A 21,012-nucleotide genomic window follows, 5' to 3' on the forward strand; every position below is an offset into this window, starting at 1 on the left:
AAATGCTTTAGGCAGCCTGGCCAACGTCCACGTTTTCCAGCATATCGGCCACCATCTCTTCGACCCCGATCTTCGCCTTCCAGCCCCAATCGGCAGCCGCGCGCGCATCGTCCAGGCTCTTCGGCCAGGAATCGGCGATCTGCTGGCGGCTGTCCGGCTTGTAGGCGATCCGGAAGTCCGGCAACTTGCGTTGGATGGCGGCGGCCAGTTCGCGCGGGTTGAACGAGACGCCGGCCACGTTGTACGAGGAGCGGATCACGACTTTCCCGGCCGGGGCTTCCATCAGCTCGATGGTGGCGCGGATCGCGTCCGGCATGTAGATCATCGGCAGCGTGGTTTCCGCGCCGAGGAAGCACTCGTAGGTTTCGTTCTTCAGCGCCGCGTGGAAGATCGCGATCGCGTAGTCGGTGGTGCCGCCGCCCGGAGGCGACTTGAAGCTGATGATGCCCGGGTAGCGGATGCTGCGCACGTCGACGCCGTACTTGGCGTGGTAGTACTCGCACAGGCGCTCGCCGGCCAGCTTGCTGATGCCGTAGATCGAGGTCGGGTCCATCACCGTGTATTGCGGGGTGTTCTCGGCCGGGGTGTTGGGGCCGAAGGCGGCGATCGACGAGGGCCAGAACACCTTCAGCGGCTTGCCGGCTTCGACGCTTTCGCGGGCGATTTCGAGGATGTTCAGCAGGCCGTCCATGTTCAGGGTCCAGGCCTTCAGCGGCGCCTTCTCGCCGGTGGCCGACAGCAGTGCGGCCAGCTGGTAGACCTGGGTGACGCCTTCGTCGGCGATCAGGCGGGCCACCGCGTCGCGGTCCATCACGTCCAGGCGGGTATAGCGTTCCGCGCCGTAGACATTGGTTTCGCTGATGTCGGAAGCGATGACGTTTTGCGCGCCGTGCTTTTCCGCGAGCGCGGTCACGAGTTCGCTGCCGATCTGGCCGTTGGCGCCGATGATGAGGATGCGTTCCATTCTTTACCTACCCTGTCTTAGTTCTTGATGATGCCCAGCTCGCGGCCGGCTTGTTCGAAGGCTTTCAGCACGGTGTCGAGCTGTTCGCGGGTATGCGCCGCCGACAGCTGGACGCGCACGCGCGCCTGGCCCATCGGCACCACCGGGTAGAAGAAGCCCGACAGCAGCACGCCCAGTTCGAACATGCGGGCCGCGAATTTCTGCGCCACCGGCGCGTCGAACAGCATCACCGGCACCACCGGGTGGGTGCCCGGCTTGATGGTGAAGCCGATGCGCTCGATCTCGCGGCGGAAGTAGGCGGTGTTCTCGTGCAGGCGGTCGCGCAGCTCGGTGGACTTGCTGATGCGGTCCAGCACCGCCAGCGAGGCGCCGGCGATCATCGGCGCCAGGCTGTTCGAGAACAGGTAGGGACGCGACTTCTGGCGCAGGGTCTCGATGACTTCCTTGCGGCCCGAGGTGAAGCCGCCCATTGCGCCGCCCAAGGCCTTGCCCAAGGTGCCGGTGATGATGTCGATCTTGCCCATGACATTGAAATGCTCGTGGGTGCCGCGGCCGGTCTTGCCCATGAAGCCGGAAGCGTGCGACTCGTCGATCATGGTCAGGGCACCGTACTTCTCGGCCAGCTCGACGATCCTGTCCAGCTGGGCGATGGTGCCGTCCATCGAGAACGCGCCGTCGGTGACGATGATCTTGTGGCGCTTGCCGGCTTCGGTGGCGGCCTGCAGCTGCTTTTCCAGGTCGGCCATGTCGTTGTTGGCATAGCGGTAGCGCGCAGCCTTGCACAGGCGGATGCCGTCGATGATCGAAGCGTGGTTCAGGGCGTCCGAGATGATCGCGTCGTTTTCGTCGAACAGCGGCTCGAACACGCCGCCGTTGGCGTCGAAGGCCGCCGCGTACAGGATGGTGTCTTCGGTACCGAGGAATTCCGACAGCTTGCGCTCCAGTTCCTTGTGCACGGTCTGGGTGCCGCAGATGAAGCGCACCGACGACAGGCCGTAGCCGTACTTCTGCAGCGCCGCTTCGGCCGCTTTCTGGGTTTCCGGATCGCCGGACAGGCCGAGGTAGTTGTTGGCGCACATATTGATCAGCGTGCGGCCGTCTTCGGCGACCACCTCCGCGCCCTGGCGCGACGCGAGCACGCGTTCGGGCTTGAACAGGCCCTCGGTCCGGAGCGTGTCGAGTTTGGTCTGGAGGGCGCTATAGAATGCCTGGTCGCTCATTTGTCTTCCTCGTCCTTGTCATTTGTTGGCGGATGTTGTACCGTTGATCCGTTCGTTCGCTGTATTGAACCGAGTTCTTTATCTCGAACGGAAATTCAATATATTGAATATTACCCCCGGCCATCGACGTTGACAAGTGCGTTGGCAAGCATTCACCAAATAAGTCTAGATGAATAAAGTTGTAACAGCACTCGCCCCCGCCGCGCCCGCCGGCGCCCCGCCCGAAGTCGGCGCGACCCTGCAGCGCCTGCGCCTGGCGCGCGGGCTGACGCTCGAGGATTTGTCGCGCATCGCCGGGGTGTCGAAGTCGATGCTGTCGCAGATCGAGCGCGAGAAGGCGAATCCGACCATCGCCATCACCTGGCGCCTGGCGAACGCCCTGGGCGTGCAGATCGGCGAACTGCTGTCATCGGAAGTGCGCAGCAGCGACATGATCCGCGTGGTCGACGCCCACGAGATCCCCACCCTGCCCGGCGCCCACGCCGGCTACTCGCTGCGCATCCTCGGCCCGATGGAACTGGCCGGCAAATACGAATGGTATGAACTGACGATCCAGCCGGGCGGCGAACTGGCGTCGCAGGCCCACGATCCGGGCACCAGCGAGCACCTGACCGTGCTGACCGGCGCGGTCGAACTGGAAGTCGGCGCGGAAAAAAAGCGCGTCAAGCACGGCGCGACGGCGCGCTATCCGGCGGATGTGGCGCACACGATCCGCAATACCGGCAAGACCGAGGCGAAGGCCTTGATGGTGGTGGTGCACCGCTGAGCCGGCGCCACGGCCGCTTCCTCAGTCGGCGTGCACCACGCCGTCCCATCCCTCCAGGGACCGGAAGGCCTCCGGCCTGTAACGGACGTCCTGCGGCAGATCCGCACAGAACGACTGCCTGACAAACTGGCCGCTCGGCGTCGCGCGGCACTCCCAGCGTACCTGGCCCCGATGATTCAGCTTATCCCAGGCAAAGCCGGTATCTCCCGTCAAGGGCAGTCTGGATCGATCGCGTTGCGGCGGCGGATAGGGTGATGCCGGCATCGCCGGCCTCCAGGGCGGCGACAGCTGCCTGGCGAACGGCGCGGATGCGGGCGTCGTTTCCGGTCCGGCGCAGGCGGCCAATCCGGCTGCGGCAATGATGGCAAATACGGTTTTCATCCGATCGGCGCAGGCGGCGGCACCATTGCGGCGCCGCCCTGCCGCACTCCTTTACTGCGAGCCGCCAGCCACCGCCGGCGCCTCGTTCATCTTCAGCGCCTTGCTCAGGAAGCCCCAGCGGTCCGCCACTTCCTCGATCTGCTTGCTGGTCGGCTTGCCCGCGCCATGGCCCGCCTTGGTATCGATTCGGATGATGACCGGGTTGCCGCCCGCCTGCGCCGCCTGGGCGGTGGCGGCGAACTTGAAGCTGTGCGCCGGCACCACGCGGTCGTCGTGGTCGGCCGTGGTGATCATGGTAGCCGGATAGCAGGTGCCCGGCTTCAGGTTGTGCAGCGGCGAGTACTTCACCAGCGCCTTGAACTCGTCCGGGTTCTCCGACGAGCCGTAGTCCGAGGTCCAGGCCCAGCCGATCGTGAACTTGTGGAAGCGCAGCATGTCCATCACGCCCACCATCGGGATCGCCGCGCCGAACAGGTCCGGACGCTGGGTCATCGCCGCGCCCACCAGCAGGCCGCCGTTGCTGCCGCCGCCGATCGCCAGCTTGGCCGGCGACGTCACCTTGTTGTTCACCAGCCACTCGGCCGCGCCGATGAAGTCGTCGAACACGTTCTGCTTGTTCAGCTTGGTGCCGGCCTCGTGCCAGGCTTCGCCGTATTCGCCGCCGCCGCGCAGGTTGGCGACCACGTAGACGCCGCCCATCTCCATCCAGGCCAGGTTGGCCGGCGAGAAGCCCGGGGTCATCGAGATGTTGAAGCCGCCGTAACCGTACAGGTAGGTCGGATTGCTGCCGTCCAGCTTCAGGCCCTTCTTCGAGACGATGAACATCGGCACCTTCGTACCGTCGCGGCTGGTGTAGAACTGCTGGCGGGTCTCGTAGCCGGCCGGATCGAAGGCCACCTTCGGCTGGCGGAATACGGTACTGGCGCCGCTCTTCATGTCGAGCCGGTAGATCGTGGTCGGGGTGGTGAAGCCGGTGAACGAGAAGAAGGTCTCGCTGTCGCCCTGCTTGCCGCCGAAGCCGGACACGGAACCGATGCCCGGCAGGGCGATCTCGCGCACCTGCCTGCCCTTGAGGTCAGTAACCTTGACGACGCTCCGCGCATCGGCCAGGTATTCGTTGATCAGCTGCCTGTTGACCATGTGGCTGGACACCAGGGTCTGCTGGCTTTCCGGCACCACCGTCTTCCAGTTGGCTTCCTGCGGCTTGTTGACGTCGATCGCGACGATGCGCTTGCGCGGCGCCTTACGGTCGGTGGCGAAGTAGAACACGCTGCCGACGTTGTCGATGAAGTCGTAGCCGGCCTCGAAGTTGTCGATCAGCGGCAGGACCTTGCTGTCCGGGTTGCCCAGGTCCTTGTAGAAGATGCGGTATTTCGGGGCGGTTCCCCTGGTGGCCGTGATCAGCAGGTAGCGGCCGTCGTCGGTGGTGGTGGCGCCGAAGCCCCACTCCTTCTCGTCCGGACGGTCGTAGACCAGCACGTCCGCTGCCTGGGGCGTGCCCAGCTTGTGATAGTAGAGCTTCTGGAAGTAGTTGACGTCGGCCAGCTTGGTCGCTTCCTTCGGTTCGTCGTAGCGGCTGTAGAAGAAGCCCTTGCCGTCGCGGGTCCAGGCGGTGCTGGAGAATTTCACCCACTGGATGTGGTCGTCGAGGTCCTTGCCGCTGTCGACGTCGCGCACCCGGATCTCGTTCCAGTCCGAGCCGGAGGCGGCGGTCGAGTAGGCCAGCAGCCTGCCGTCCGGGCTCACCGCCATGCCGGCCAGGGCCACCGTGCCGTCCGCCGCCAGCGTGTTCGGATCGAGCAGCAGGCGCGGCGTGTCCGACAGCGATGTCATGGTGTACAGCACCGCCTGGTTCTGCAGGCCGTCGTTGCGGCTGAAGAAATATCGGCCGCCTTCCTTGAACGGCACGCTGTAGCGCTCGTAGTTCCACAGCTGGGTCAGGCGCTCGCGGATCGCTTCACGCTGCGGGATCTGCGCAAGGTAAGCCTGGGTCACCTTGTTCTCGGCCTCGACCCAGGCCTTGGTTTCGGCGCTGTTCGCGTCTTCCAGCCAGCGGTATGGGTCGGCAACCTTGGTGCCGTGGTAATCGTCGGTCTGGTCGACCTTCTTCGCGACCGGGTAGCTCAGCGGTGTGCCGCCGGCGGCGCAGCTCTGGGCCATCGCCGGGGACACCCCGAACGAGAGGAAGGCGGCCGCGAGGGCGGCGGCGAGGGTGGCTTGTCTCATGTGCATTCTGATGATCGTTGTCGGTGGAGGAAAGGCTCATGCCGATGGGCATGATAGCGCGAATTGTCGAACCGACAAATCTTTACAGCAGCATGCGCCTTCCTCACGCCACCCGCCGCTCCTCGCGCGCCTGGGTGCGCGCGCGCCACTGGCGGCTGAGGTCTTCGGCGTCCTCGATCTCGCGGGCCGACAGGCGACGCGCGACGATGGCCTTGTTGGTACTGGCCGCCGGGTCGCCGGCATCGGCGGCCAGCAGCATCCACATATAGGAGCGCACGCTGTCGCGCGGCACGCCGCGGCCGCTGTTGTACATGCCGCCCAGGTTGTACTGGGCCAGGGCGTGGCCCTGCTCGGCAGCCAGGCCGTACCAGCGCACCGCTTCCGCATCGTCCTGTCCGACGCCCTGCCCGGTCGCGTACATCACCCCGAGGTTGTTCTGGGCGCTGGCATCGCCCTGTTCGGCGGCGCGCCGGTACCATTCGACGGCGGTCTCCTCGTCGCGCGGCACGCCCTGGCCGGTCGCGTACATCACGCCCAGCGTGAACTGGGCATTCGCGGCGCCCTGCGCGGCGGCCTGGCGATACCAGTAGACGGCCTGGCGCACGTCGGCCGGCACGCCGCGCCCATGCGCGTACATGTTCCCGAGGTTGTACTGGGCCAGCACATGGCCGCGCTTTGCCGCGCGGGTAGTCCAGGCCAGCGCCTCGGCGTCGTCGCGCCGGCCTCCCCTGCCGCTGGCCAGCAGCAGGGCCAGGCTGAACTGGGCTTCGGCATCGCCCTGGCCGGCGGCGCAGTGCAGCCACGGCAGGGCCGCCTTGGCGTCGCGCGGCACCCCCACCCCTTCCAGATAGCACAGGCCCAGCAGCCGCTGGGCCGCCGGATCGCCGCGCCCCGCTGCGCGCCGGAACCAGTAGGCGGCCTCGAGTTCGTTCGCGGCCATGCCCTGGCCGCGCCGCAGCATCAGTCCCAGGGCCACCTCGGCCGCCGCGTACCTGCCCAGCGCCGCCTTGCGCAGCCAGGCCGCGGCCAGCGGAAAGTCGACCGGCGCGCCCTCGCCGCGCAAATAGCATTCGCCGAGCAGGTGCTGGGCGCTGGGCAGGTCCTGGGCCGCCGCGCGCTGGTACCAGACCAGCGCCAGTTCGGGGCTGCGCACCACGCCCCGCCCCCAGCGCAGCATGTCGCCCAGGTTCTGCTGGGCGGACGGATCGCCCTGGTCGGCCGCCAGCCCGAACCAGACGACCGCCTGCACATCGGATTGCGTCACGCCGCGCCCCTGGTAGTACATCGAGCCCAGGTGGTTCTGGGCGAAGGCCAGGCGCTGCTCGGCGGCCCGGCGCAGCCACTCGACGGCGCGGGCATCGTCGCGCGGCACGCCTTTGCCATCCTTGTACAGCAGCCCGAGGTTGAACTGCGCGTAGGGGTCGCCGCGCTCGGCCGCACGGACGAACCAGGCCAGCACAGAATTCTCCGGTGACACGTCAGAGTGCTGCATAGTCGCTCCAGGAAAAATCGGACAGTCGATGGGGCACACAGCCTCATGGCGGCGCCGCAAGAATTGCCAAAAGTTTAACTAGGAGAAGCTTGACGGGCTTGATTTGCCGCAGGCGGGCAACCGTTCGAAGCGGAAAAAAATCTTGAGTAATCCGCGGCCAGGCGGAGCCAGCGCAACTGTTGCGGAAATCACGCTGGCCATCCTACGCCACCGTTGTGACCAGACAAACTGTCGGGTTTGCACACGGGCTAGCGCGAACCCGGAACCAGGCTTCAGCGCGCGCGTTTGCGCAGTGCGGCATAGTCGCCGATATAGCCGTGCACCCGCGCCGCGGACAGCCGGTTGATCTCGACCAGCAGTTCGGGCGCGACCGGCCCCAGGCCGTAGGAACGGTCGAGGTGTCGTCCGATATGCATCAGCAAATGGGCCGCGACCTCGGCATCGGCCTCGGCGCGGTGGGCGGTGCCGCGGAAGGCGATGCCGAGCGAGCGCGCGAGTTCGCCGAGCTTGTAGCTGGACATGCCGGGCAGCACGCGGCGCGACAGCTTGACCGAGCAGACCAGGCCGGCGTGGCGGCAGGCATGGCCCAGGCGTGTTCCTTCCGCCTTCAGGAATTTCTCGTCGAAGCTGGCATTGTGCGCGGCCAGGGTGTCGGCGCCGATGAATTCGATCAGCTCCGGCACCACCTCGGTGGCCGGCGGCGCGCTGTCCACCATCTGCTGGGTAATGCCGGTCAGCGAGGTGATGAAAGGCGGGATACGCACGCCGCAATTTACCAGCGACACATAGCGGTCGACGATCTCGCCACCGGCGATGCGCAGCGCGGCGACTTCGGTGATGCGGTCGCCGGACTCCGGAGACAGGCCGGTGGTCTCGAAGTCGAGCATGACGATCGGGCGTTCAAACATGGTGGTCCTTTAATTAACCGAACTTGCGGGCGGCATCGATGGCGAGACCCGCGCCGATGCTGCCGAACAGGTCGCCCTCGACGCGGCGCGCCTGCGGGACGATGGCGGCGATCCGCTCGCGCAGGGCCGCGACCCCGCTCGAGCCGCCGGTGAAGAACACGGTGTCCACCCGCTCCGGGGCGACCCCGGCCTCGCCCAGCAGGCGCTGCACGGTGGCGCCGACCTGGTCGATCATGCCCGCGATCGCCGTCTCGAACACGGCGCGTTCGACCTGCACGCGTTCCGGCGGCGACAGCCGGTCGAGGTCGAGCTCGACCAGCGGCGCGCCGGACAGGCCGATCTTGGCTTCCTCGACCCGCATCGCCAGCCAGTGGCCGGCCCGTTCGTCGATCAGCCTGCGCAGGCGCCCCAGCTTGGCGGGCTCGGCGGCGTCGCGCGCCAGGTCCTCGAGCTGGGCGATGCTCTTGCGGGTATAGGCCTGGTTGATCGTATGCCAGGTCGCCAGGTTGAAATAATAGCTCGATGGCACCGGGGCGCCCGAGACCAGCGCGCTGCCGTAGCCGAGCAGCGGCATCACGGAGGCCAGGCTCAGGTATTTGTCGAAGTCGGTGCCGCCGATGTGCACGCCGCCCGTGGCGAGGATGTCTTCGCGGCGCTCGACGCGCCCGGCGCGGTCCGGCCCGAGGCGCACCAGCGAAAAGTCGGAGGTGCCGCCGCCGATGTCGGCGATCAGCACCAGTTCTTCCCTTTCGATGCGCGATTCGTAGTCGAAGGCGGCGGCGATCGGCTCGTACTGGAAGCCGATCTCGCGGAAGCCGGCCGCGCGGGCGATCTCGGCCAGGGTATCCTCGGCCAGGCGGTCGGCCGCCGGGTCCTCGTCGACGAAGAACACGGGGCGGCCGAACACGGCGCTGGTGAACTCGCGCCCGGCCTGCTGCTGGGCGCGGCGGCGCAGTTCGCCGATGAAGTGGGACAACAGCTGGCGGAACGGCAGGGCGCGGCCGGCGACCTCGGTCTGGCCATCCATCAGGCTGGTGCCGAGCAGGCTTTTCAGCGAACGCATCAGGCGCCCTTCATAGCCCTCCAGGTAGTCCGCCAGCGCCGCGCGGCCATAGCGCACCTGTTCGTCGTCCGCGTTGAAGAACACGACCGACGGCAGGGTCGCCTTGCCGTCTTCGAGCGCCAGCAGGCTGGGATGGCCGGGGCGGACCCAGCCGACGGTGGAATTGGAGGTGCCGAAATCGACGCCGCAAGCGTTCGCCATGGAAGCCTATCTGGAAGAGGAGCGGGGGAAGGGGCGAGATGTTACCAGAAGTCGGGCTTGCAGGCGAGCCGGGCCCGGCCGTGGAAGTTCCCTGCGCAGCGCTGGCGCCTATCCTGTCTCAAGGCCGCGACACCTCGAACGCCACTCTCAATCGTGCGCGCCGCCGTCCGGTCTTATATTGAGCGTATCGTCCGATCCAGCCCGGCCACGGAGAGACCATGAGCACCACGGCAGGCAGCCCCGACTTCGTGCATGGCGAAGGCCATGTCCACGGCCATCCGCACGGCTGGCGGCGCTGGCTGTACGCCACCAGCCACAAGGACATCGGCACCCTGTATCTTTGGTTTTCGGCGCTGATGCTGATGGAAGGCGGCGTGCTGGCGATGCTGATCCGGCTGGAACTGTTCCGGCCCGGCCTGCAATTCTTCCGGCCCGAGCTGTACAACGAGTTCGTGTCCCTGCACGGCCTGGTCATGGTGTTCGGCGCCATCATGCCGGCCTTCGTCGGCTTCGCCAACTGGATGGTCCCGCTGCAGGTCGGCGCGTCGGACATGGCGTTCGCGCGCATGAACAACTTCTCGTTCTGGCTGCTGCCGCCCGCCGCCCTGCTGCTGACCGCCTCCTTCTTCGTGCCGGGGGGCGCCACCGGCTCCGGCTGGACCATGTATCCGCCGCTGTCGCTGCAGATGGGCGTCGGGATGGACATGGCGATCTTCGCGATCCACCTGATGGGCGCCTCGTCGATCATGGGTTCGATTAACATCATCACCACCATCCTCAATATGCGCGCGCCCGGCATGACCCTGATGAAGATGCCCATGTTCTGCTGGACCTGGCTGATCACGGCCTACCTGCTGATCGCCGTGATGCCGGTGCTGGCCACCGCCGTCACCATGCTGCTCACCGACCGGCACTTCGGCACCACCTTCTTCAACGCGGCCGGCGGCGGCGACCCGGTCATGTTCCAGCACGTGTTCTGGTTCTTCGGCCATCCCGAGGTCTACATCATGATCCTGCCCGGCTTCGGGATCATCTCCGAGGTCATTCCGGCCTTCTCGCGCAAGCCGCTGTTCGGCTATGCGTCGATGGTCTATGCGACGGCATCGATCGCCATCATTTCCTTCATCGTCTGGGCCCATCACATGTTCACCACCGGCATGCCGATCACCGCCCAGCTGTTCTTCATGTACGCCACCATGCTGGTCGCCGTGCCGACCGGGGTCAAGGTCTTCAACTGGGTGGCGACGATGTGGAAGGGTTCGCTGACCTTCGAACCGGCGATGCTGTTCGCGGTCGGCTTCCTGTGGGTGTTCACGATCGGCGGCTTTTCCGGCCTGATCCTGTCGCTGGCGCCGGTCGACATCCAGCTCCAGGACACCTATTACGTGGTTGGCCACTTCCACTACGTGCTGGTGGCCGGTTCGCTGTTCTGCCTGTTCTCCGGCTATTATTTCTGGGTACCGAAATGGACCGGGCACATGGTCAACGACCGGCGCGCCAGGTTTCACTTCTGGAATTCGCTGATCTGGGTGAACGTCACCTTCTTCCCGATGCATTTCCTGGGACTGGCCGGCATGCCGCGCCGCTACGCCGATTACGCGGTGCAGTTCACCGACTTCCACATGATTACCTCGACCGGCGCCTGGCTGTTCGGCCTGACCCAGGTCTACTGGCTGCTGTTCATCGTCATCCCGAACATCCGCGGCGGGCCGCCGGCGCCGCCCTGTCCCTGGGAAGGCGCGGAAGGCCTGGAATGGACGATTCCCAGCCCGGCCCCTTTCCACACCTTCGAGACCCCGCCCATGGTGAAATGACGATGCTGTACGAATGCACACTGCAACGCAATTGCTCGCTGACGCCACGCCAGGTGGCGCGGGCCTATGCCGTGCTGTGTACGGTGTCGCTGGGAGTCGCCCTCGCCTTCTTCGTGCACGGCGTCTGGATCGTGCTCGCCTTTTCCCTGCTGGAACTGGCCTGCGTCGGCCTGGCCCTGCTGTTCCATGCCCGGCACGCGCTCGACCGCGAACGCATCGCCCTGACTGCCAGCTGCCTGCTGGTCGAATGCGTGCAGGCCGAGGTGCGCAGCCAGGCGCGGCTCGATCCGCTGTGGACCCGGGTCCTGCCGCCTGCCGAGGGCATGTTTGCCGCCGGCCCCAGACGCGGCCTGGTCACGCTGGAGTCGCGCGGCGTGCGCATCGAGGTAGGGCGTTTCGTGAACGAAGCGAAGCGCCGCCAGGTCGCGTGCGAACTGCGCCAGGCCCTGCGCCAGATCTCCGTGATCCCCTGAGTCACCCTTCCCCCGCCCAGCCCTCCGCTTGCGCTCTGATCCGTGTCAGCGCCTTCTTACACACACACGGCAAGGGCACCGATGTTTCAATTTATATATCGTTTGCATAATCCCTCCATACGAATGCCGCGCTGATGCCTTGCGCGGCATTGCATCTTTTTGGAGAAGAAAAACATGAGCATGACCCAGGGGGGATACGCGATCGTCGTCCATGGCGGCGCCGGCAGTCCATGCGATTACCAGGATGGCTGCGAGCTCGCCGCGCGCCGCGCCGTGGAAGAGCTGGGCATCAGCGGCGACGCGCTGGAAGCCGCCATCGCGGCCGTCGCCGCCCTCGAAGACGACGGCCGTTTCAACGCCGGCCGCGGCGCAGCGCTCGGCCTCGACGGCGCCACGGTCGAGATGGACGCTTCCGTGATGGACACGCGCGGCCGCCTGGGCGCGGTCGCCTGCGTGCAGGGCATCGAGAACCCGGTGCTGCTGGCGCGCGCGGTGGCCGATACCCCGCACTGGTTCCTGGCCGGCGACGGCGCCAACCGCTTCGCGCATGCGATCGGCCACCCGACCTGGGACAGGATTTCCGAACACCAGCGCGCACAGCACCGCAAGGTATTGAAGGAGCTCACCGGTCCGACCCCGGCCATGCCGCGCGTCGACAACCAGGCCTTCCTGCGCTTCTGGAACTATGAAAAGCCGCTGGGCCTGTCCGCCAGCGCCGCCTGCGACACGGTCGGCGCCGTGGTGCGCGCGCCGGACGGCCACTTCGGCGTGGCCGCCTCGACCGGCGGTTCCGCGCCCTGCCTGATGGGGCGCGTCGGCGACACCCCCATCATCGGCAGCGGCTTCTATGCCGGTCCGGTGGGCGCGGTGGCGGCCACCGGCATCGGCGAGCACATCGTGCGCCACCTGCTGGCCCACCGGGTGTACAGCTGGATCGAGGACGGCATGCCGCTCGAGCAGGCCCTGCAGCGCGGCATCGGGCTGTTCGACAAGGACATCAGCGTCGGCCTGATCGCGGTCAGCCGCACCGAGGCCGGCGCCTTGAGCAACAGCGACATGCCGCTGGCAAGGCTGACCCGGAACTGAATCCGCAACCATCGACACGACCGCCATGACCCCACGAGAACTACCGGAACAACAACGACAGCAGGAGCGCCAGCTGCGCGAAAGCCACGGCCACCTGGTCATCATCGGCGGACACGAAGACCGCAAGCACGAGATGGAGATCCTCAGCCGCTTCGTCGAACTCTCCGGCGGCAAGGACGCGAAGATCGTCGTGATCTCGGCCGCCAGCTCGGTCGCGGACGAGATGTGGGAGATCTATGACAAGGCCTTTGGCGAGCTCGGCGTGAACAACCGCGTGCACCTGCACCTGCAGAGCCGCCAGTGCGCCAACGACGCGGAACATATCAAGGATGTGCGCGACGCCACCGGCATCTTCATGACCGGCGGCGACCAGAAGCGCCTGCTGGCCATCATCGGCGGCACCCTGCTGGACAGCGAGATGCACGCCGCCCTCAAGCTGCGCGGCGCCTGCATCGGCGGCACCAGCGCGGGCGCGTCCGCCATGTCGGGCCACATGCTGGCCCAGGGCCGCGCCGAGCTGCACCCTGAAAAGGGCTCGGTCAGCCTCGGCGCCGGCCTCGGCTTCCTGCACCGGGTCGTCGTCGACCAGCATTTCTCGGAGCGCCAGCGCCTCTCGCGCCTGCTGTCGGTGGTCGCGCAGAACCCGTATCTGCAGGGGATCGGCATCGACGAAGACACCGCGCTGGTGATCGAGCGCGGGGTCGGCATCGAGGTGCTGGGCGAAGGCGCCGTCACCATCGTCGACGGCCGCCACATGAGCACCAACATCGCCGAGATCTCCGACCGCGCGACCCCCGAACTGATCGACGTGCGCCTGCACCTGCTCCCGGCCGGCAGCAAGTACCGCCTGCCGCAGCAAGACCCCAACGGCGAGGATCCCCGCATCCCGCAATCGCTGCTCGAATTTCTGGAAAATGTAACGAAACGGAATCCGCTCTCATGAGAATCATCGAACAACGCTTCCTGCGCGGCCCCAACCTGTACGCCGCCACGCCCTGCCTGCTGGCCGTTGCCGACACCGCCCGGGACAACCCTGCCGAACACCTCGCGGGCCTCGGCGCGCGCCTGCTGGCCCGGCTGCCCGGCATGCCGCCCGAAGCCGCGGCCCGCCTGTCCGACTGCGCCTCGCCGGCCGAAGCGCTGGAAGCCGTCACCATGGAACTGCAGCGCCTGGCCGGCGCGCCCGGCGCCTTCAGCCAGACCATCGTCGATCCGGCCAGCCCGGAACGGCTGCGCGTGGTCTGCGGCTACGCGCTCGAACAGGTGGCCGGCGCGGCCCTGCGCACGGCGCGCGACCTGATCGGCGCCCTGCTCGCCCATCAAGCCTTCGATCTCGATGCCGCCCTCGAGGAGCTGCGCGACACCGCCCGGCGCCACGCGATCGGCACCAGCACCGGCGCGGTCATCGCCGCCGCCCACAAGCGCGGCATCCCGAGCCTGCGCCTGACCGACGAAGCGAACCTGTTCCAGCTCGGCTGGGGCAGCAAGCAGAAGCGCCTGCAGGCGACCATCACCGGCGCCACCAACAACATCGCGGTCGGCATCGCCAGCGACAAGCAGCTGACCAAGACCCTGCTCGACCAGGCCGGCTGCCCGGTCCCGTCCGGCGAGACCGTCACCACGCTGGCCCAGGCGCAGCGCGTGGCGCGCCGCCTGACGTCGAACGGCGGCGCGGTCACCATCAAGCCCCTCGACGCCAACCAGGGCAAGGGAGTGACCACCGCGTGCTCGACGCCCGAGGAAGTCGAGCGCGCCTTCGAGTTCGCGCGCAAGTACGGGCGCCAGGTGATCGTCGAGGACTTCCTGCGCGGGCGCGACTACCGCGTGCTGGTCACCGGCCGCAGGATCGCCGCCGCGTCCTGGCGCCGCCCGCCGCATGTGACCGGGGACGGCGTCCACACCATCCGTGAACTGGTCGAGATCGAAAATGCGAACCCGGCGCGCGGCGAGGGCCACACCAACATCCTCACCAAGATCCCGCTCGACGAACTGGCGCTGCAGGTGCTGGCGCAACAGGGCACCACGCTGGACGAGGTGCCGGCCGAAGGCGTGTGCGTCGAACTGCGCGGCAACGCGAACCTGTCCACCGGCGGCACCGCCGAGGACGTGACCGACCTGCTGCCGGAAGAGACCCGCGACATCTGCATCCGCGCCGCCCGCACCATCGGCCTGGACGTGGCCGGCATCGACATCGTGTGCCAGGACATCGCCCGGCCGCTGCGCGAACAGCGCGGCGGCATCATCGAGGTCAACGCGGCGCCGGGGATCCGCATGCACCAGTATCCGAGCCGCGGCACCCCGCGCGACGCCGGCGCCGCCATCGTCGACGCCCTGTTCGGCGAGGACGACGGCCGCATCCCGCTGATCGGCGTGACCGGCACCAACGGCAAGACCACGACCACGCTGCTGATCGCCCACGCCGCCCGCATGGCCGGCCTGCGCACCGGCGTCACCACCACCGAGGGCGTGTTCATCGACGGCCAGCAGACCGCGAAAGGCGACTGCACCGGCTACCGCTCGGCGCGCAGCGTGCTGACCTCGCCGGACGTCGACTTCGCGGTGCTGGAGACGGCGCGCGGCGGCATCCTCAAGCGCGGCCTGGCCTACGACCGCTGCGACGTGGCGGTGGTGCTGAACGTGTCCGCCGACCACCTCGGCCTGGACGGCGTCGACTCGGTCGAGGAACTGGCGAAAGTGAAGGCGGTGGTTGCGCAGCGCGCCGCGCGCGCGGTGGTGCTGAACGCCGAGGACGACCACTGCGTGGCGATGGCGTCCGGATTGGCCGCCGGCGTCGAGGTGCTGTACTTCTCGCTGGACGCCGACAATCCGGTCCTGCTGCGCCATCTCGAGAACGGCGGCCGCGCCGTCTACCTCGAAGACAATACGATCGTGCTGGCCAACGGGGCGCGCCACGAAGCGCTCGCCGATGTGCGCGCCATGCCGGTGACGCTGAAGGGCGCGGCGCGCTACAACATCGCCAACAGCCTGGCCGCCGCCGCCGCCCTGGCGGCCAGCGGCTTCGGCAATCCGGAAATCGCGGACGGCCTGCGCAGCTTCGTCTCCGACTGGAAGAGCAATCCGCTGCGCTCGAACCTGTTCGACGTCGACGGCGTGACCGTGATCGTGGACTACGCCCACAACAGTGCCGCCTACGCCGCCCTGGCCGAGACCGCGCGCGCGATGACGCCGGGCCGCCTGGTCGGCGTGGTGGCCGCGCCGGGCGACCGCCGCGACGCCGACCTGGTCGACATCGGCACGACCTGCGCCGCCGGCTTCGACGAACTGGTGGTCTACGAGACCGAGAACCGCGGCCGGGCCGCCGGTACGGTGGCGTCGAAACTCGTCGAAGGCATCCGCCTGGCCAGGTTCGAGGAAGACCACCTGCAGGTCGAACTGGACGTGCACCAGGCGATCCGCGCCGGCCTGGCGCGCTGCGACAAGGGTGACGTGCTGGTGTTCGGCTGCGGTTCGGATATCAGCGAGCTGCTGGAGGCGATCCGGCCGCAGTCGCCGGAAGTGGCGAAGCGGATCGAGACCGAGGCGGCTTGACACGCATGAAATAAAATTTCATAAAATGTCATTTTTTGAAACGTTATGACAAAGGCAGCGTGCGACGGGCACGCTGTTTTTTTGCCACGCAGCCTGCCGCCGCGCTACCATTGGCGCTTGTTTGACAGGACAGGGAGAGCGGGCGATGGATTTCGAAGCCGCCAAGGTGCTGTGCCGCAGTTTCGCGGGCTGTACCGAGGACATCAAATGGGGCGCCGACATGGTATTTTCGGTCGGCGAAAAAATGTTCGCGGTGACGGGCGCCGCCACGCCCGCCGAGGGCATGAGCTTCAAGGTGGACGACGAGCGCTTTTTGGAACTCACCGATCGTCCCGGGATCGTTCCGGCCCCCTACCTGGCACGCGCCAGGTGGGTGCATGTCAGCCAGGACGCGGATCTGTCGGACGAGGAAGCGGCGCAGTTGCTGCGCCGGTCCTACGAGCTGGTGTTCGCCAGGCTGACCAGGAAGCTGCAGCGCGAGATTGCCGCAGGCGCGGCGTAGCGGAAGCCCCGCCGGGTCACCCCGCCTGCGCGGCAATCTTCGCCGCACTCTCCGGATCCATCAGCCGGACCGCCTCCACGAACACTTCCAGCGACGAGCCGCAGGCAAACACCAGCACATCCCCGCGCCCGCACAGCGACAGTCCCAGGCGGATCGCCTCGCCCACGTCCAGCTCGCGGTGCAGGGTATCGGTCTTGCCGACCACCTCTTCGGCGCCCTGCAGGATCAGGTCCACCGCGCCGCCATACGCGCGCCCGCGGCTGGAAGATTCGTACACCACCAGTTCGTCGAAGCGGGCGGCGCAAACGCGGCCGACTTCCAGCAGGTCGGCGTCGCGCCGGTCGCCCGGTGCGGTGACGATGCCGACCAGCTGGCCCGGCAGCAGCGCGCGCGCCATCTCGGCCAGCGCCGCATAGGCGGCCGGGTTGTGGGCGTAGTCGACGATGACGGTCACGCCGCGCACCTCGAACACATTGGTGCGCAGCGGGTTGGTCTTGCCGTCGCTGACGAAAGTGGAGAGTCCGGTCGCGATCTGCAGGTTGGAAAAGCCGGCCGCCATCAGGCCGGCCGCGGCGGCGAGGCCGTTGGCGATGTTGTAGCGCGCCCGGCCGCCCATCGAGATCGGCATGCTCTCCACCCGCAGCAGCTGCTGGTGCACGTTGCCGTCGGCGAGGACGATCGCATTGTCCTGCAGGTAGGCCGCGCGGCCGCCCTCTTCCAGGTGGCGCAGCAGGACCGGGTTGTCGGCTTCCATCGAGAAGTAGACCAGTTCGACGTCCGGGCGCACGCGGCGCGCCATCGCCACGCACAGCGGATCCTCGGCGTTCAGCACCGCCGCGCGGGTGGCCGACAGCGGCACCACGGCCTTGACCTGGGCCAGGTCCTCGATGGTGTCGATGCCGTCCAGCCCCAGGTGGTCGGGCGAGACGTTCAGCACGATGCCGACGTCGCAGTGGTCGAAGGCCAGGCCGCGCTTGAGGATGCCGCCGCGCGCCGTCTCCAGCACCGCGATCTCGACTTCCGGCGCGGCCAGCACGGTGCGCGCCGACCAGTAGCCGGTGCAGTCGCCCTTCGTGATCTGCTTGCCGTCGATGTAGACGCCATGGGTGGTGGTGGCGCCGGTCACGCGGCCGGCCAGGCGCGTGGTGTGCGCGATCAGCAGCGTGGTGGTGGTCTTGCCGTTGGTGCCGGTGCAGGCGATGATCGGGATGCGCCCGTCCGAGTTGCCCATCAGGCCTTCGACGATGGCGTCGCCGGCGTCGCGCGGCGCGCCGCTGCTCGGGTACTGGTGCATGCGGATGCCCGGCGCGGCATTCACTTCGATCACGGCGCCGCCCTGGGCCGCCAGCGGCACGTTGATGTCGCGGCAGACGATGTCGATGCCGGCCACGTCCAGGCCGATCTTGCCGGCGGCGCGCACGCAGATCTGCCGCGTCGATTCGGGCAGCAGGTCGGTCACGTCCTCGGCGGTGCCGCCGGTGGACAGGTTGGCATTGCCGCGCAGTTCGACCGGCACGCCCTCGGCCGGGACCGAATCCGGCGCATAGCCCTGCCTGCGCAGGATGTCCTCGGCGTGGGCGTCGAGCGCGATCTGGGTCAGGATGTTGGTGTGGCCCGCCCCGCGCGCCGGGTTGCGGTTCTCGATCGCGACCAGCTCGGCGATGGTATGGCGGCCGTCGCCGACCACGTGGGCCGGGCGGCGGCAGGACGCCGCGGCGACCCGGCCGGCAGCCACGAACACGCGGTAGTCGCGGCCCTGGATGCTGCGCTCGACGATGATCCGGCGCCCGTGCTTGCGGGCGAAGGCGTAGGCCTGCTCGACTTCTTCCGGGGTGCGGCAATCGACCGTCACGCCCTTGCCCTGGTTGCCGTCGAGCGGCTTGAGCGTGACCGGCACCGCCAGCCTGCGCGCCACCCGCAGGGCGTCCTCGATGGTGGTGACGGTCTCGCCTTCCGGTACCGGCACGCCCGCTTCCAGCAGCAGCTGCTTGGTGAGCTGCTTGTCGCTGGCGATCCGCACCGCGATATTGCTGGTCTCTCCGGTGATGGTGGCCTGGATGCGCTTCTGCTTCACGCCCCAGCCGAGCTGGAACAGGTTGGCGTCCTCGGTGATGCGCTGGACCGGGATCCCGCGCTCGTGGGCCGCCGCCAGCACCGCGGCGGTAGAGGTGCCGATCGCGTAGTGGTCGGCCAGCTCGCGCAGCTCTTCCAGGCGCGCCGGCAGATCGTCGAAGCGGCCGCCATGCGCCAGCGCATCGACGATCTCCACCGCCAGCTGGAACGCCGGCTGCGCCACCTTCTCGATCTGGTAGGCGCACACGATGCGGTACTGGCCGGGGGTGCCGGTCACCGGGCGGGTGCGGCCGAAACTGGCCGGGGCGCCGGCCAGGCATTGCAGGCCCAGGGTCACGTGTTCGACCACGCGCGCGAGGTAGGTGCCTTCGCGCAGGCGCTGGGCGAAGCCGCCGGGCTGGCCGGACGGCACCAGGTAGTCGGCCAGCGACGGCAGCAGCGCCAGGAGGGCTTCGCTGAACTGCGGGAGTTCGCGGGTCGAGACGCCGTACAGGTCGCCCAGGTCGAGCACGGACAGCAGGCAGGGGGTATCCGCGTGAATGTTCGGGCCACGCAGGAATCGTTGTTCGAGAATTTGCACGTATGGGTCCTTGATCGTGAAAAACGGCGCGGAACAGGGATCGCCCTGCCCGCGCCGCTGAAGCTTGCTGCGCTGCCGCCGCTCAGGCGTCGAGCAGTTGCGAATACATCCTGGTCGCCATCAGCCCGATCGCCGTATGGTGCACCGACGGCGACATCAGGCGCGCCAGCATCGCCATCGCTTCCGGCTTGCCGGCGCTCGCCGCGACCTTTTCTTCCAGCTCGCGCAATTCGCTGTCGCCGGCCAGCGCGCCGGGCGCATGGCGGCGGATCAGGCCGCGCTCGGCGTGGCCGCCGCGTCCCGCGTGCTGGTTCAGCGTCTCGAGGGTGCGCTGGCGCGCCCGGTGGCTCAGCACGCGCGTGGTGCGCGAACTGGCGCCTGCCTCGCGCGGAGTCGCGATCCAGTCGCGCAGCACCTGCTGCTCGTAGCTGGAGAACACCCCGAACATCTCGGCGCGCTCGCCCTGGATCAGGCGCCAGAAGCGGCTGTTCTCGACATCTTCGCCGCGCTTGATCCAGCCCGCGCTCTCCAGCGCCGCCAGGAAGTCCGGAATCTGCTTCGGTTCGCCCAGCCAGTCGTTGATCGAGCGGCCGGCGACGCGGCAGTAATCCGAATGCATGTTGCGGCCGACCGCAGCCTTGGCCGTGAAGATCTCGACCAGTTCCGCCTCCAGGTCGAACGCGGCGATCACGGACGTGGTGCAGGCGCCAAGCTCGTTCAGGCGGTAGCCGTCCAGCACGCGGCGGAAGAAGGCGGCCGGGTCGGCCGACTGCGCCATCAGGTTGCGCAGCGCCTGCACCGCCTTGTGCGCGTGGCCGCTGCCGGCATTGTCGACCGTGACGTGGAGGGTGAAGTAATACGGGTCGATGCCCAGTTCGTTCAGTTCGTAGGACGTGATCAGCAGGTGCAGCGGCAGCTGCTCGTAGCCGAGGTTGTAGCCGACCACCTCGGGCAGGAACTGGTCGGCGTGATACGCCAGCGCCAGCTGGATCGCGCCCTGCACGAAGTGGTCCTCGGGCAGGTTTTCCCAGTGCTCGCAGCCGTGCGCGGCCAGCAGCCGGCGGTACAGGGTCACGTGGTTCTTGTCCGGCACGCCGTCGCCCAGCTCTTCGAGGTAGGTCTTGATCAGCGGATGGAAATCCGGGTTCTCCCAGCGCGGCAGGGTGCCGTACAGCCAGGCGCCGTCGACCAGCTTGGTCGGGGCCACGCCCTTCAGGAAGTACAGCGCGTGCGCCTTGCTGCCGAAATAGCGGCGCGCGGCGCCGTTCTTGCGCGCGGCCAGGTATTCGCGGTAGGCGATGCCGACCGCCTCGGCGCGGCCCTGGATCCAGGCCGGCAGCTGCCACACGGCCTCCGGCAGGTCGCAGGGTTCCTGGCGCGCCGCTTCGATCTGGGCCAGCAGGAACTCGCGCGCGGCCGTTCCAGCGTCCTGGGGATGGTCGAGCAGGGAGAAATAGAGTGCTTTCGCGCTTCGGGCGGCCTGGCCAGCACGCGCGGCAGGCGCGGTACGGACGTCGGGCGCATCGACGGCAAACAGAGTAGTCATCATCAATCTTTTGGTAAATGTTCTACCAAGATTATGCGTACTCGTCCTGGCGCACGAAATCGGTTCGCGGCTTCCCTGACTGTCGGACAGGGCTTACAAAAATGGAATGTTTTCTGGAAAGGCATCGGGGCGCGCCGGACAGTGCCGGGGCGCCCCGAAACGGGCTGG

16 protein-coding genes are annotated in these 21,012 nt (G+C 67.7%); 7 read left to right on the forward strand and 9 right to left on the reverse strand.

Annotated features, from left to right (window positions below):
- Positions 1-7: 7 nt before the first annotated feature.
- Together AC3A6M_RS17750 and kbl are read right to left on the reverse strand one after the other, a co-directional pair.
- Complete coding sequence (locus AC3A6M_RS17750; protein WP_487854043.1) at positions 8-964, reverse strand: NAD-dependent epimerase/dehydratase family protein; 957 nt, start codon at positions 962-964, stop codon at positions 8-10.
- 17 nt (positions 965-981) lie between these two features.
- Complete coding sequence (gene kbl / locus AC3A6M_RS17755; RefSeq protein WP_487854044.1) at positions 982-2,184, reverse strand: glycine C-acetyltransferase; 1,203 nt, start codon at positions 2,182-2,184, stop codon at positions 982-984.
- A 169-nt stretch (positions 2,185-2,353) separates the two neighbouring features.
- On the opposite strand from kbl, the gene AC3A6M_RS17760 reads away from it, so the two are divergent.
- Positions 2,354-2,950 (forward strand): helix-turn-helix domain-containing protein, encoded by a 597-nt coding sequence (locus AC3A6M_RS17760; RefSeq protein WP_487854045.1) that lies wholly within the window; start codon positions 2,354-2,356, stop codon positions 2,948-2,950.
- Between the two features lie 21 nt (positions 2,951-2,971).
- Here the strand turns inward: AC3A6M_RS17760 and AC3A6M_RS17765 are convergent, their stop codons facing one another.
- From AC3A6M_RS17765 to AC3A6M_RS17785, 5 genes are all read right to left on the reverse strand, one after another.
- Positions 2,972-3,331, reverse strand: a complete 360-nt coding sequence (locus AC3A6M_RS17765) for a hypothetical protein (protein WP_487854046.1) — start codon at positions 3,329-3,331, stop codon at positions 2,972-2,974.
- A gap of 51 nt (positions 3,332-3,382) precedes the next feature.
- Positions 3,383-5,563 carry a prolyl oligopeptidase family serine peptidase gene (locus AC3A6M_RS17770; protein WP_487854047.1) on the reverse strand — a complete coding sequence of 727 codons (2,181 nt, stop codon included), beginning with the start codon at positions 5,561-5,563 and terminating at the stop codon, positions 3,383-3,385.
- Between the two features lie 97 nt (positions 5,564-5,660).
- Complete coding sequence (locus AC3A6M_RS17775) at positions 5,661-7,049, reverse strand: tetratricopeptide repeat protein (RefSeq protein WP_487854048.1); 1,389 nt, start codon at positions 7,047-7,049, stop codon at positions 5,661-5,663.
- Positions 7,050-7,321: 272 nt separating this feature from the next.
- Positions 7,322-7,957 carry a 3'-5' exonuclease gene (locus tag AC3A6M_RS17780; protein ID WP_487854049.1) on the reverse strand — a complete coding sequence of 212 codons (636 nt, stop codon included), beginning with the start codon at positions 7,955-7,957 and terminating at the stop codon, positions 7,322-7,324.
- 13 nt (positions 7,958-7,970) lie between these two features.
- Entirely contained in the window at positions 7,971-9,221 is a 1,251-nt protein-coding gene (locus AC3A6M_RS17785) for an Hsp70 family protein (protein ID WP_487854050.1), read from the reverse strand.
- A 218-nt stretch (positions 9,222-9,439) separates the two neighbouring features.
- Here AC3A6M_RS17785 and ctaD point away from each other — a divergent pair, with 218 nt between their 5' ends.
- The 6 genes from ctaD to AC3A6M_RS17815 all read left to right on the forward strand — a co-directional run bounded on the left by ctaD (position 9,440) and on the right by AC3A6M_RS17815 (position 16,645).
- Complete coding sequence (gene ctaD, locus AC3A6M_RS17790; protein WP_487854051.1) at positions 9,440-11,035, forward strand: cytochrome c oxidase subunit I; 1,596 nt, start codon at positions 9,440-9,442, stop codon at positions 11,033-11,035.
- Complete coding sequence (locus AC3A6M_RS17795) at positions 11,032-11,508, forward strand: DUF2244 domain-containing protein (protein WP_487854052.1); 477 nt, start codon at positions 11,032-11,034, stop codon at positions 11,506-11,508. Before ctaD ends, AC3A6M_RS17795 begins: the two co-directional genes overlap by 4 nt.
- Positions 11,509-11,682: 174 nt before the next feature.
- Entirely contained in the window at positions 11,683-12,594 is a 912-nt protein-coding gene (locus tag AC3A6M_RS17800) for an isoaspartyl peptidase/L-asparaginase (RefSeq protein WP_487854053.1), read from the forward strand.
- 25 nt (positions 12,595-12,619) lie between these two features.
- Positions 12,620-13,537, forward strand: coding sequence for a cyanophycinase (locus AC3A6M_RS17805; RefSeq protein ID WP_487854054.1), 918 nt, complete (start codon positions 12,620-12,622; stop codon positions 13,535-13,537).
- Entirely contained in the window at positions 13,534-16,143 is a 2,610-nt protein-coding gene (gene cphA / locus AC3A6M_RS17810; RefSeq protein ID WP_487854055.1) for a cyanophycin synthetase, read from the forward strand. Before AC3A6M_RS17805 ends, cphA (AC3A6M_RS17810) begins: the two co-directional genes overlap by 4 nt.
- A gap of 145 nt (positions 16,144-16,288) precedes the next feature.
- On the forward strand, positions 16,289-16,645 hold the full coding sequence (locus AC3A6M_RS17815) for an MmcQ/YjbR family DNA-binding protein (protein ID WP_487854056.1): 357 nt from the start codon (positions 16,289-16,291) through the stop codon (positions 16,643-16,645).
- Positions 16,646-16,661: 16 nt separating this feature from the next.
- On the opposite strand, the gene cphA (AC3A6M_RS17820) is transcribed toward AC3A6M_RS17815, so the two are convergent.
- Both cphA (AC3A6M_RS17820) and AC3A6M_RS17825 read right to left on the reverse strand, forming a co-directional pair.
- Positions 16,662-19,298 (reverse strand): cyanophycin synthetase, encoded by a 2,637-nt coding sequence (gene cphA / locus AC3A6M_RS17820; protein WP_487854057.1) that lies wholly within the window; start codon positions 19,296-19,298, stop codon positions 16,662-16,664.
- Between the two features lie 82 nt (positions 19,299-19,380).
- Positions 19,381-20,844 (reverse strand): iron-containing redox enzyme family protein, encoded by a 1,464-nt coding sequence (locus tag AC3A6M_RS17825; RefSeq protein WP_487854058.1) that lies wholly within the window; start codon positions 20,842-20,844, stop codon positions 19,381-19,383.
- Positions 20,845-21,012: the final 168 nt, after the last annotated feature.

The sequence above is a fragment of the Telluria sp. Soil_C_11 genome (genome assembly GCF_057657395.1).

Excerpts from the sequence above, each read along its gene's own strand:
- kbl (WP_487854044.1), bottom strand. The coding sequence starts at position 2,184 with ATGAGCGACCAGGCATTCTATAGCGCCCTCCAGACCAAACTCGACACG.
- AC3A6M_RS17785 (WP_487854050.1), bottom strand. The coding sequence starts at position 9,221 with ATGGCGAACGCTTGCGGCGTCGATTTCGGCACCTCCAATTCCACCGTC.
- AC3A6M_RS17775 (WP_487854048.1), bottom strand. The coding sequence starts at position 7,049 with ATGCAGCACTCTGACGTGTCACCGGAGAATTCTGTGCTGGCCTGGTTC.
- AC3A6M_RS17795 (WP_487854052.1), top strand. The coding sequence starts at position 11,032 with ATGACGATGCTGTACGAATGCACACTGCAACGCAATTGCTCGCTGACG.
- AC3A6M_RS17765 (WP_487854046.1), bottom strand. The coding sequence starts at position 3,331 with ATGAAAACCGTATTTGCCATCATTGCCGCAGCCGGATTGGCCGCCTGC.
- AC3A6M_RS17780 (WP_487854049.1), bottom strand. The coding sequence starts at position 7,957 with ATGTTTGAACGCCCGATCGTCATGCTCGACTTCGAGACCACCGGCCTG.
- AC3A6M_RS17770 (WP_487854047.1), bottom strand. The coding sequence starts at position 5,563 with ATGCACATGAGACAAGCCACCCTCGCCGCCGCCCTCGCGGCCGCCTTC.
- AC3A6M_RS17750 (WP_487854043.1), bottom strand. The coding sequence starts at position 964 with ATGGAACGCATCCTCATCATCGGCGCCAACGGCCAGATCGGCAGCGAA.
- AC3A6M_RS17760 (WP_487854045.1), top strand. The coding sequence starts at position 2,354 with ATGAATAAAGTTGTAACAGCACTCGCCCCCGCCGCGCCCGCCGGCGCC.
- AC3A6M_RS17815 (WP_487854056.1), top strand. The coding sequence starts at position 16,289 with ATGGATTTCGAAGCCGCCAAGGTGCTGTGCCGCAGTTTCGCGGGCTGT.
- ctaD (WP_487854051.1), top strand. The coding sequence starts at position 9,440 with ATGAGCACCACGGCAGGCAGCCCCGACTTCGTGCATGGCGAAGGCCAT.
- AC3A6M_RS17800 (WP_487854053.1), top strand. The coding sequence starts at position 11,683 with ATGAGCATGACCCAGGGGGGATACGCGATCGTCGTCCATGGCGGCGCC.
- cphA (WP_487854055.1), top strand. The coding sequence starts at position 13,534 with ATGAGAATCATCGAACAACGCTTCCTGCGCGGCCCCAACCTGTACGCC.
- AC3A6M_RS17805 (WP_487854054.1), top strand. The coding sequence starts at position 12,620 with ATGACCCCACGAGAACTACCGGAACAACAACGACAGCAGGAGCGCCAG.
- AC3A6M_RS17825 (WP_487854058.1), bottom strand. The coding sequence starts at position 20,844 with ATGACTACTCTGTTTGCCGTCGATGCGCCCGACGTCCGTACCGCGCCT.